The following is a 10,211-nucleotide window of genomic DNA, read 5'->3' as shown; positions in this document are numbered from 1 at the left end:
CCCGCGGAGCGGGTACCACATCGCTGCGCGATGTGCAAGCGAACCGCACGCGCTTCGCGCGTGCGAACTCTGGTGCTTCGCACCAGAGTTGACTCCGTTTCACGGAGTCTGCGGTTCGCTTCGCTCGCCGCTGCCCGGCTGAGCCGGGCGGGCTGCTTCCGCTGCGCTCCAGCAGCCCAGGGGGCCGGCCCGCGTTGCGGGCAGGTGGGGGCTTCGCGGAAGCTCGACGGACGGCCTGTCAGTTGTTGCTTGCTGGAGCTTCTGTGACGAAGTGTGGGAGCGCTCCGCGCTCCCTTGAGGGTGTGTCCGCTGCGCTCCCCCATCCCGGGCCCTTCGGCTGCGCCTCCAGGGCCCTGGGCCCGCTGGCGCGGGCCTAGCTGGCTACGAGGGCTCGGGCTATTGACGGTCAGAGTTGACGGTGTATCAGTGGGGGGCTTCTGTTTTGAGTTCTGTGCTTCAAAATAACTTGCTGATAGACTCTGGAATTATAAGGGGCCACTGGTGGGAGCTGTGAGAGACGTGAGTAGCTTCATGGATCTGCATGACTGGGGCATGGAAATGACTCGTCTTGCTGAAGAGTTCGTGGCCGGCTTCGAAGCGGTCCACGGGTATCCGCCCGGGGAGCACACGGTGTGTACCAGCCCGGCCGGAGGAGGCGCGGTGTCTGCCGCGGCCTTGGTCCACCAGGGCGTGGCCGGCCCGCTCCCGGAGTACTACTCCCACCTCGGCTCCGTGGAGCTGCCTGACCTCGGCACCGGAATCTGGATCAATGACGCCTCGTCTCTCACTGCCCAGATCGAGGCGGGCAGCTACCCCAACCGGCTTACCGGTGCCGTTGATGACACAGTGTCGGTGTTCGCCACAGACGGCGGAGGAGGCCTGTACGCCCTCAGTCACACCACCGGATACGTCTACCACCTGACCGCCGGCGCCCTCACCGGCAACTGCTACGACCTCGACGAGACCGGCTACAGCACCGCTGCAGAAGACCTCTGGAGCTTCCTTGACCAACTGCACGCCCGTCTCGCTGCAGCCGTCGAAGCGCAGCGAGCCGCGCTGAGGGAAGAGCACGGGTGGTAGAGACGGACAGCGAGATTCCGGAGAAGGACGCCTCGATGGAAAAGAAATCACTTCGGCCGCACCAGAGAGAGGCCGTCGACGCGGTTATCCGTGCTCTCGAATTTCCTGCAAGATCACTTGTGCCCGAGCGAGGGCTCCGGACCCAGGTAATCATGGCGACCGGATCCGGGAAGACTCTCGTGGCGGTGCGCAGCGCGCAGGAGCTGCGTGCGGGCCGTGTGCTGGTGCTCGTGCCCTCGCTGGATCTGCTGGCGCAGACCGAGGGTGCGTGGCGCGAGGGCGGTCGTACGGGCCCGATGATCGGGGTTCCTTCCCTGCAGGGAGAAGAGGCGGGCTTTCCCAACACCACGGATACCGGTTCGTGCCAGGCTGGCTGTTGGGAGATGTCATGGTGAGAGGATCCTGAGCGCAGGACAGGTGACCGGGCATCAGCCTTCGGCCGCCTCCCTGCAGCCAGACGCTCAGCCGGTTGAGCCTGGGAGCCGGTACTCGTACTTACGGGGCCTCAGGTCCTCCTCGGCCGGCTCCCAGTCGGTGTAGTGCGAGACCGTGCCCTCGCTGGCCGTGTACGGGTCGGTGAGGGTATCCACCTTGATGTCGCTGACAACGTAGAGATCGACGGTGTTGTCCCTGTCCCGGGCATGCAGCACCTCATTGATGGTCAGCTCCACGCTCGTCGGGGCCCCGGTCGTGCCCTTGACCTCGACGTGGCGCTCCTCTGTGCCGCGGGTGCAGCGCAGGTCGTAGGGTTTGCCCAGTTTCTCGACCGTCCAGCCCTTGTCCTCGTAGTGGGCAACCGCGTGGTTCTCGGCGTGCAGTTCTATGGCTTTGCGCTTCTTGGGGTCGGAGATGTAGCCGGCGCCGCGGCGGCGGCGCTGGGGCTTCTTCTTGCCCTCGACCTGCTCGGCCGTGAAGCCCGGTGACTTGTCCAGGGGAACGTCTTCGGGCTCGTCGGGGTCGAAGGGAATCCCGGCGAGCTCCAGGAGGCGCTGGGCAGGCATCTGGACGAGCTTGCCTATGCCCCGGTCGGTGCCCGAGCGGCGAAGGGCGTCGCTACCGGCCTCGGTGAGCGGGCCTTCCGGGCCCAGGGGAACGTTTTCGAGCTTGGCCAGGGGCTCGATGCCAAAGCGCTGGGGGTACTTCAGGCGCTGCTCTGCCTCCTCGTCGGGCCAGTGCCAGGACCTGCCTTCGTAGAAGCCGCCGCGGACCTGGAAGAGGTAGAGGGTGGCGGTGTCCTGCAGCCAGTTCTCGAGCTGGACCCGCGGCGAGGCACCGGTGGCCAGGAGCGCGAACCGAGGGTGGCCGTCCTCGTATTCGGACTTCTTCTCCGGGAAGCCCCAGGAGAGCGTCTCGATGCCGTGCTCGAGATTGCGCTGGGACTCCGTGCTCTGGCCCACGTGGATCATGACGAACGTCGAACTCTTCATGCAGGGGATCATAAGCATGCCCTTATAGAGCTGTCGATAGGGATTTGGTTTGGTAGCCTGCGCGGGTCAGGTTCCAGCAGATGACGACAACTCACAGCCTAGAGACGGCCACTGACAATCCGGCAGCTCCGCCGTCCGGAGCACGTCACGGCCAGGGACCAGCCCAGTCGGCTAAGGGTGCGGGGTGGCTGTGGGGTGTCGTAGAACCCGGGGGAAAGCACGTGTCCGACCAGATTGCGACAGCATCCGAGCCCGACAACCTCACAGTCCCCTCCCCACGCCCCGTGCCAGGCGCAGCGGCCGCGGGGATGGCGTGTGCGGCGGCTGGCCGGGTGGGTGAGATCGCAGCCCGTGTCGGTGATCCTTCGTTCCTTAAGGCGTGCGCGGCCCGGTATACGGCGGCCGGGTTCGGGGTGCCGGGTGAGGCCGAGGTGCGCAGCTGGCGCAACAGCTGGCCGCATCTCCTGGAGGCGTTGGGGCGGGCGGGGCTGTCGGATCTGCAGGTGTACCTGGAGTACGGGACGCCGGGTGGCAGCCGGCGGCTGGACGCGCTGCTGGTCGGGGCCGGGCCGGACGGGGTGCTGGGCCTGGTGGTGGTCGAGCTGAAGCAGTGGCAGACCTGCCGCGTCCTGGACGCGGAGCGGGTCATGCGCAGCGACGGGGTGGTGACGGCCCATCCGGTGTTCCAGGTCGCCGCCTACCGGAGCTTCTTCACGCACTGGCGGCCCGAGGGGGCGCCGGAGCTGGATGTGCGGGCGGTGGTGGTGCTGCACAACGCGAGTGCTGAGGAGGCGGCTGTTCTGCGTCCTGATGCTCCCGTGGCCGCCGATATCCCGGTCCTGAGCGGTGCTGACCTGTCCGCCCCGGCAAAGGACCTGGTCGGCCTCTTGCGAAGCGACGGCCTGGCCGCGCCGGACGCCGCGCAGGTGGCCGCTTTCGAGGGCATCCGGTGGGAGCCCTCCAGCCGCCTGCTCGACCATGTCGGCTCGGACCTGGAGGGCACCAGCGCCTTCGCTCTGGTGGGTGACCAGCAGGACGCGTTCGTGCGGATCCGCGCCGCGGCGGTCCGCCACCTGCCCGCCCGCGGCGAAGTCATGGTGCGAAAGGGGGACGGTGCGGTCATCACCGTGAGCGGCGGCCCTGGTAGCGGCAAGACCGCGCTCGCCGTGCGGCTGCTCGGCCGCCTCATGCGCGACCACCCCGCGACGCGTCCCCGCTTCGTCACACCGTCCGGGACCCTGCGCACCCACCTCCTGGACGCCGTGCGCGGCCACAGCGCCGCCCGCGAACTGTTCCCCTCGATCGGCGCCCTGCGCAGCACCGCGCAGCAGACCGGCGCGCTCGTCATCGACGAGGCGCAGCGCATCAAACGCGGTGGCGCCGATGGGCTGCCGCCGGAACTGGTCGCAGTGGTGAAACACGTTCCGCTGGCTGTCATCTTCCTCGACGAGCGGCAAATCATCCGCCCCGACGAAGGCACCACCGTCGACGAGATCCGCACGGCCGCCCGGCGCCTTGGGCGGGCGCACCACCACCTGGAGCTCACCGGATCGTTCCGCTGCGCCGGCTCGGCGGCCTACACCGCCTGGGTCGATGCCCTCCTGTACGGCGAGCCGGTTCCCTGGACGGGGCGTGCCGGCTACGACCTCGGCCTGTGCGATGACCCCTTCCAGATGCAGGAGTGGATCGACCAGGCCACCGCCGCCGGGCACAGCGCCCGTACCACCGCCGGGTTCTGCTGGCCCTGGCCCCGCAACCGCCCCCGTACTCCCACGCTCCCACTCGACATCCGAATCGACGTCCCCTCCCCCACCGGCAAAACCCGTGTCTGGGAAGCGGCGTGGAACGCCCGCGAGACCCTCACCGACAACGACGGCAACCCGCTCGCTCCGCGCAGCCAGCTCTGGGCCACCCACACCGGCGGCCACCGGCAGATCGGCTGCATCTACACCGCCCAGGGCCTTGAGTACCACCACTGCGGCGTCATGATCGGCCCCGACCTCACCTGGAACAACGACCACTGGGAAGCCCACCCCGACCAAAGCCACGACAAGGACCTGCGCGACCTGCCGCCAGAGCAATACCTCCGCTACGCCCTCAACATCTACCGCGTCCTGCTCACCCGCGGCACCCACACCACCCACATCCACACCACCGACCCCACCACCCAGCACTTCCTCGACCAGCTCATCAATCCGGCACCCACGCCCAGCAACTGACCAGCGGACGCGAAAAAGGCGCCGGACAAAAGTCCGGCGCTTCTTCGAAAACAGGTAGTCCAGCTAAGGGCTACCGCTTGTCGTGGCGGTTGCCCAGAAGGACGTGGGCCACGGGCAGGATCCCGATCACCAGCGCCAGGGCCCAGATGCCCTGCCAGGGCATCGGCAGGTCCACGGACAGCTTCAGCGCAAGGAGGGGGCCGGCCACCGAGCCGATGATTCCCAGGACACGGGTCGACGCGTTGATCATCTGTCCGGTGTTGCGGCCCGGAACACGCATCCCGGCCTTGAACTTCGCCTTGGACACCTCGATGTCCACCTGCGCTTCGCTGCTGGGCATTTCCTCCTGGTCGACGGGGGTCGTCCAGATCTGGACCCCGGCCTGCGGCGACGGCTGCTCGCCGCCATTGTCGGGAAGGGTGGTCTGTGCGGTGCTGTCGATCATCAGGGCTGGGTCCTCCACGCGCGCTGTGACGATCGAACCCCCGCGCCGCGGATCGACGCGTGACTCAGCTCGATCAGTCACTCCCAGCCAGCTGCTCGCCCCTACGTGTCGTAGAGGACCGAGTAACGGGCTCTGCAAGGACGCCCGTTGATTCGCTGGCCTGGATGAAGCCGCATGTTGAACCCTTCTGATCGACTGCACTCCACGACGGTTGCCGCGGCCACAGAGTACACAACAAGAGACCTGCCCTGCACCGAATCCTCACCAAATTGGTGCTACACGCTAGTGGCCAGCATTAAAGCCGCACCTGTACCGTCCTGGCTGCGCACCAAATTGGTGGCACTCAGGTGCATGCAGAGATGTCATGATGAAGAGACCCGGGCATCAAGCAGGTGCCTTCCCCGCGACTTGAAGGAGGCTGAGAGACATGGTCCGAGAAGCGGACAAGCTTCACGCCGTACGTACGGAGAACGAACGCTTCACCGTCACCATCATCCCCGTGGCCGCCCAGGCGGTCACCACACTCATGAGGATCACCGGACTGTCCAAGACCGACACCATCAACCGGGCCGTACAGATCTACGCCTTCCTCGCCCAGCAGATGGCCGACGGAAAAGAGGTCCTCCTGCGCGACGAGAACGGCAACACCGAACGCGTCCACATCGTCTGAACCACCAGCCCACAGCTCCAGACCGGCCGGATCTGACGACGGCACCCTCCGACGCCCCACAGTCCTGTCGTGCACCCCGCAACTTGTTGAACGACCAGAGCGCATCAGGAGCAGCCGTGGATACAGAAGCCTTGAAAGCCATCGCACGAGGCTGGACCGATGGCGCCTGGCCCACGATCCCCTGTCCTTCCTGCGCTCGCGGAGAACTCGGCCTCCCCGACGACCAGCACGCCCTAGCCCAGGAGGAGAGCTGGGAGAGCAGGGACTGGCGCAAGCACGACCACTGGGAACCCGACTGGATCCATGGCCAGTTCCATGGAGCGCTGGTCTGCGGCCGCACGCAGTGCCGTGAGTACGTCGCGATCACAGGTGACTGGAGACTGGTCGAACAGCTAGATGACGAGAACCGTTGGGACGAGGGCAGCTACGAGCCGCTCTTCACCCCACGCTTCTTCCTCCCCGCCCTCAGGCTCCTCACTGCCACACCCCGCCTTGAGATCCCTGCTTCGATCGAGGAACGACTGCTGGCAGCCTCCACCGTCCTGTGGGCGGAGCCGAGTTCGGCGGGCAACCGGGTACGAGCAGCAGCCGAAGCACTCCTGGACGACCAAAACATCCCCCGGACCACGACGACGGCCAAAGGCAGAACACAGCGGCTCACGGCCCACAGCCGAATCGTGGAGTTCCGCGCCGCCGGCCACCCGGAAGAAGCCGACCTGCTCGAAGCGGTGAAGTGGATAGGCAACGACGCCAGCCACGAGGACTCCCTGTCCGTCGCTGATGTCCTCGACGGGGTCGAGCTCCTGGAGCACGCCCTGCGGCTGCTGTACGACACACGGCCCGCTCTGCTGAAGGAACGCGCCACCCGCATCAATCAGCAGCGCGGAACCCGGCCCCCCCGCAGCTCTCTGATCTCTGACGAGCTGGGCATCACCAGCGCCCGCATCCTTGCCACGGGCCATCGGGAGTATCGCGTCAGCGTCGACCTCACCGACAAGACAAGCCTGGCCGACGCCCTGCAGCTCGCCGAACTCGCCTACAACGCCACCTGAACCAGACGCCCCATAGCCCGAGACCGACAGGAAGAGCCGGCGTGGACCTACGACCCCACCAGCGAGAAGCCGTCGACGCGGTCCTCCGCGTCCTCGAGCTGCCCGCGCAATCGCTCGTGCCCGGGCGAGGGCTGCGGACCCAGGTCGTCATGGCGACCGGATCCGGGAAGACCCTGGTCGCGGTGCGCAGTGCGCAGGAGCTGTGTGCGGGTCGTGTGCTGGTGCTCGTGCCCTCGCTGGACCTGCTGGCCCAGACCGAGGGCGCGTGGCGTGAGGGGGGCCGCACGGGCCCGGTGATCGGGGTGTCATCGCTGCGGGGTGAGGAGGTGTCCTTCCCGAACACCACGGACGTGGACGAGCTGGTGGAGTGGACCCGGCCGTTCGACAAGGTCACCGTGTTCGCCACGTACGCCTCCCTGGGCCTGGGCACGTTGGAGCGCGCACACGCCGCCGGCCTCCCCGGCTGGGACCTGATCGTCGTCGACGAGGCGCACCGCACCTCCGGGCGGATCGGGAAACCGTGGGCGGTCGTCCACGACAACCAGAAAATCCCGGCCCTGCGCCGCCTCTACATGACGGCCACCCCCCGGCTGTGGCAGCTCGGAGACGAGGACCAGGAACAAGGCGCGCCGGGTGAACTGGTGGCGAGCATGGACGACGACCCAAACGGCCCGTTCGGCAGCCGCTGCTACACACTGACGCTCTCGACGGCGATCGACCGGGGCATCTGTTCCCCCTACCAGGTCGTATGCGTGGACGTCACCGACACACAGCTCCAGGCCGCGCAGCTGCTCGGTGCCGAGGCCCGGTCCGAGGCCGTACGCGGAGCCCGGCTCGCCGCCCTGCAGACCGCCCTGGCCAAGGCGTCGGCCGAAGAGGGGTTTCGGCGCACCCTCGTGTTCCACCACATGGTGAAAGAGGCCGAGGCCTTCGCGGCAGGGCTGCCCGGCGTCGCGGCGCAGCTGCACGCCGCGGATCCCGAGCTGTACCCGAAGGCCATCTGGGCCAACTGGCTGTGCGGCGAGCACAAGCCGCTCCACCGACGGCGGGTCCTCGATGAATTCGCCACCGGGATCGCAGGCGACGGCACCGTGGTCGAGAAGAGCTACCTCGGGTCCGTGAAAGTCCTCGGCGAAGGAGTCGACACAGCCCGATGCGATTCCGTGTACTTCGCGGACGTACGCGGCTCCATGCCCGACCTCGTCCAAGCCGTCGGACGAGCACTGCGCATGCAGCCCGGCGAGGGCAAGACGGCGTCCCTCGTGGTGCCCGTACTGCTGGGGCCTGGGGAGACGGCGGACAACATGCTCACGTCCCGGGCGTACGGCGGACTGGCCAAGCTGCTGGAAGCACTCAGGGCACACGACACCCGGATCGTGGAGGCCCTCGCGGAACAGCAGGCCCCCAGCCGTGCTCCCAAGGGCCGCGAGCTGGGCGGTGAAGGCGAAGGCCAGGAGCAGCAGGGAGCAGCGTGGGAGGGCGTCAGCGGTCCGGCCAAGGCCCTGCTGAAGTTCTCCACACCCCGCGACCCCGCCGCCCTGGCCGCGTTCATCAACCTCCGCGTCCTCAACCCCGAACACCAACACTGGCGACGCGGCATCGAAGCCGCCGTCATCTACCACCGGCTGCATGGGGACCTGCGCGTGCCATTCACCTACCGAGTCCCCGCTGAAAGGAAAGCAGACGCCGAGAACGAAGCCCCGGGCAGCGCGGCAGGGGAAGGGGAGCTCGTGTGGCCGGCCTCCCTCGCCGACTTCCCGCTCGGGCAATGGACCGCCGACGCCCGCCGCTTCCACGCCCGCGGCGACATGGACCAAGACCGCGTCATCCAGCTGGAGAAGCTCGGCATGATCTGGTCCCACTACGACATCGCCTGGGAGGAAGGCCTCACCGCTGCCCGCGGATGGGCCTCCGAACACGGCCACCTCCTGGCCCCACTCGACGCCACCCACCAGGGCGCGAAGGTCGGCATCTGGCTGAAGAACCAGCGGGCCGCCGCCCGGAAAGCCACAGAGAACGAGCAACGGCGTACCGAAGGCCTACCGGTGCCGTCGACCGCCGGGGCCCTGTCACAGGAACGGCGCGAGCAGCTGGAGGACATCGACCCGTCCTGGTGCCCCACCTGGCCAGTGGCATGGCAACGCGCCTTCCACCTCACCCGTCTGCACCTCGACACAGGCGGAACCCTCCCCACCACAGCAGGCGACATCGTGCACCAAGGCGACGATCTGGGGCGGTGGGTCCAGGCACAGCAGCTGGGCTGGGAGAAGCTGACCGGGGTGCAGCAGTGGATGTGCGAACACGTCCTCGGAATCACACCCGCCACCGAGAACGAGAAACCGAAGCCACGCACCAGCCAAGCCGACAAGTGGGCCATGCACCTCACCGCCGCCCAGCAGTACTACCAACGCGAAGGCCACCTCCAGGTCCCCCGCAAACACACCGAAACCATCACCAGCAGCGGCGGGACCGACAGCGACGGTGAAAGCCAGGAACCACGGCAGATCAAGCTGGGGGCCTGGTTGAGCAACCAACGCACACGGGCGGCGTCGCTGACGCCCGAGCGGATCGAGCAACTCACCCAGATCGGCATGCGCTGGGTTTAGCTGTACGAACGAGCACGGGGCAGGACGGCGACTGGTGCGAAGTTTGACGATCACGGCGTCAGGGAGCGTGTGGTGACGAACGCTTCGACGGCGCGGCGCACCGGGGTGGTGCGTGACTCGTCCTCGCGCAGCCCCTCGCCGAGGTTGGCGGCCAGCTGATGGACGCCGACGGCTGCGTAGCGGTAGAGGGTTGCTGAGTTGAAGTCGACGGTGCCGATCATTCCGGCGCCCGGCTCGGTGTCCTTGTTGTGGTCGTCGACGGCCGTGAAGTAGTCAGACTCGTTCTCGACCCGGTGAACGCTGATGGCATGGGCGACCTGGACAGCGGCGTCAACGTTGATGTCGGCGGAGTCCGCGACCACACCGCCGCGCAGCGCGCCGCCGTCCCCGTGAATCTGCTCGGTCAGGGCGTTGAGGACGCGCGGCGCTTGGGGCGTTCAGGCTGGACCGGGTGGTGGCCCGGCGTCGAGGCGGTAGTGCTGGCATAGGCGTGGTGCGCGTTCTCGTGCGGAGCATGCGACGCAGGCTGGTGTGGGCTGTTGGGTAGGACAGGGCTCCGTGAATCGACTCACAGAGCTTTGGGTAACGCAGTGGCGGGGGGGGGGGGGGGGGGGGGGGGGGGGGGGGGGGGGGGGGGGGGGGGGGGGGGGGGGGGGGGGGGGGGGGGGGGTCGGGGGGGGGGGGGGGGCGGGGGGGGGGGGGGGGTGGGGAG

The 10,211-nt window shown here is 67.9% G+C and carries 9 protein-coding genes and 1 pseudogene; 7 read left to right on the top strand and 3 right to left on the bottom strand.

The annotated features are described in order from the left end of the window. Positions 1-660: 660 nt before the first annotated feature. Together ACIA8E_RS39825 and ACIA8E_RS39820 are read left to right on the top strand one after the other, a co-directional pair. On the top strand, positions 661-1,080 hold the full coding sequence (locus ACIA8E_RS39825; protein WP_399306554.1) for a hypothetical protein: 420 nt from the start codon (positions 661-663) through the stop codon (positions 1,078-1,080). Next, a complete protein-coding gene (locus ACIA8E_RS39820; protein WP_399306551.1) occupies positions 1,074-1,475 on the top strand; it encodes a DEAD/DEAH box helicase family protein in 402 nt (133 codons plus the stop codon). The genes ACIA8E_RS39825 and ACIA8E_RS39820 overlap by 7 nt, the downstream gene beginning before the upstream one ends. 66 nt (positions 1,476-1,541) lie before the next feature. Here ACIA8E_RS39820 and ACIA8E_RS39815 read toward each other — a convergent pair whose 3' ends face one another. After that, complete coding sequence (locus ACIA8E_RS39815) at positions 1,542-2,507, bottom strand: protein NO VEIN domain-containing protein (protein WP_399306548.1); 966 nt, start codon at positions 2,505-2,507, stop codon at positions 1,542-1,544. A 332-nt stretch (positions 2,508-2,839) separates the two neighbouring features. Here ACIA8E_RS39815 and ACIA8E_RS39810 point away from each other — a divergent pair, with 332 nt between their 5' ends. Further along, positions 2,840-4,726 (top strand): DNA/RNA helicase domain-containing protein, encoded by a 1,887-nt coding sequence (locus ACIA8E_RS39810; RefSeq protein WP_399306544.1) that lies wholly within the window; start codon positions 2,840-2,842, stop codon positions 4,724-4,726. A gap of 70 nt (positions 4,727-4,796) precedes the next feature. Here ACIA8E_RS39810 and ACIA8E_RS39805 read toward each other — a convergent pair whose 3' ends face one another. Beyond that, a complete protein-coding gene (locus ACIA8E_RS39805; protein WP_399306541.1) occupies positions 4,797-5,171 on the bottom strand; it encodes a hypothetical protein in 375 nt (124 codons plus the stop codon). A gap of 427 nt (positions 5,172-5,598) precedes the next feature. Here ACIA8E_RS39805 and ACIA8E_RS39800 point away from each other — a divergent pair, with 427 nt between their 5' ends. From ACIA8E_RS39800 to ACIA8E_RS39790, 3 genes are all read left to right on the top strand, one after another. Continuing rightward, entirely contained in the window at positions 5,599-5,841 is a 243-nt protein-coding gene (locus tag ACIA8E_RS39800; protein ID WP_399306538.1) for a hypothetical protein, read from the top strand. A 116-nt stretch (positions 5,842-5,957) separates the two neighbouring features. Continuing rightward, positions 5,958-6,893 (top strand): DUF4145 domain-containing protein, encoded by a 936-nt coding sequence (locus tag ACIA8E_RS39795; protein ID WP_399306535.1) that lies wholly within the window; start codon positions 5,958-5,960, stop codon positions 6,891-6,893. 41 nt (positions 6,894-6,934) lie between these two features. Next, a complete protein-coding gene (locus tag ACIA8E_RS39790; protein WP_399306532.1) occupies positions 6,935-9,499 on the top strand; it encodes a Helicase associated domain protein in 2,565 nt (854 codons plus the stop codon). On the opposite strand, the pseudogene ACIA8E_RS39785 reads toward ACIA8E_RS39790, so the two are convergent. After that, positions 9,473-9,876: pseudogene (locus tag ACIA8E_RS39785) on the bottom strand (type I-E CRISPR-associated protein Cas7/Cse4/CasC); the annotation flags it as partial. The gene ACIA8E_RS39790 and the pseudogene ACIA8E_RS39785 sit on opposite strands and share 27 nt — an antisense overlap. On the opposite strand from ACIA8E_RS39785, the gene ACIA8E_RS39780 reads away from it, so the two are divergent. Then, complete coding sequence (locus ACIA8E_RS39780) at positions 9,808-9,987, top strand: hypothetical protein (protein WP_399306529.1); 180 nt, start codon at positions 9,808-9,810, stop codon at positions 9,985-9,987. The pseudogene ACIA8E_RS39785 and the gene ACIA8E_RS39780 overlap by 69 nt on opposite strands. Positions 9,988-10,211 lie beyond the last annotated feature (224 nt).

The organism is Streptomyces sp. NPDC051664, assembly GCF_044453545.1.
Lineage (GTDB): Bacteria > Actinomycetota > Actinomycetes > Streptomycetales > Streptomycetaceae > Streptomyces.
This window is presented reverse-complemented; position numbering and strand designations above follow the sequence as displayed.